Source organism: Amycolatopsis sp. SID8362 (assembly GCF_010550475.1).
In the GTDB taxonomy this organism is placed as follows: domain Bacteria; phylum Actinomycetota; class Actinomycetes; order Mycobacteriales; family Pseudonocardiaceae; genus Amycolatopsis; species Amycolatopsis eburnea.
On record NZ_JAAGNB010000993.1, the window covers coordinates 1 to 1,013 of the forward strand.

Consider the following 1,013-nt stretch of genomic DNA (forward strand, 5'->3'; position numbering starts at 1 on the left):
CCGGATCGTGGCACTGCGCAGCAGGCTGATCCGGGACCGGTTGTCCGGCCACGGCGCGATGCTGTCGGTGCTGGGCTCGGCCGAGGAGGTCCGGGCGCTGGTCGGTGACCTGGCGGACCGGATCGCGGTCGCCGCGGTCAACGGCCCGCGCACGGTCACCGTCGCCGGCGAGCCCGCGGCGCTGACCGAGTTCGAGCGGCGCCTGTCCCGGGCCGGCGTCCAGCGCTGGCAGCTCGGCGACGTCGACTTCGCCGCCCACTCGCCGCAGGTCGACGGCATCCTCGACGAGCTGCGGGAGCTGCTCGCCCCGGTGTGGCCCCAGCCGGCGTCGGTGCCGTTCTACTCGACGGTGACCGCGGCCCGCCTCGACCCCGCCGAGCTCGACGGCGAGTACTGGTGCCGCAACCTGCGTGCCCCGGTGGAGTTCGCCGCGACCGTCGTCGAGCTGCTCGGTGACGAGTACGGCGCGTTCCTGGAGGCCAGTGCGCACCCGGTGCTCACGCCGGGCATCAACGAGCTGGCCGAGCAGGAGCACGCCGACGCGGTCAGCCTCGGCACGCTGCGGCGCGAGGACGGCAGCCCGGAACGGTTCCTGCGGTCGCTGGCCGAAGCGCACGCCCACGGCCTGCCCGTGGACTGGACCACGGTGTTCGGCCAGGGGGCGGCCGTCGACCTGCCGACCTACGCCTTCCAGCGCGACACGTACTGGGTCGAGGCGGCCCCGCCCGAACGGCGCGGCGACGGCGGCGAGACCCCGGCCGGGGACGAGCTGTGGGCGGCGATCGGCCGCGGGGACCGCGCGGAACTGGCGGCCCTGCTGGACCTCGGCGACACGCAGCGGTCCGCTTTGGACGACCTGCTGCCCGCGCTGTCGTCGTGGCGGCGGCGCAGCACGGTGGCTTCGACGCTCGACGCGTGGCGCTACCGCGAGGACTGGAAGCCGCTCCGCCTGCCGGCCCCGGAACCCGGCGGCCACTGGCTGGTGCTGGCCACCGGCGAGGCGGACGGCCAGG

Annotated in this window: 1 protein-coding gene; it reads left to right on the forward strand. The window is 75.8% G+C overall.

Translation table 11 applies throughout. The features are described from left to right. Positions 1–1,013, forward strand: a 1,013-nt coding sequence (locus G3I65_RS30995) for an acyltransferase domain-containing protein (RefSeq protein ID WP_160699244.1), incomplete at both ends; no start/stop codon positions are given.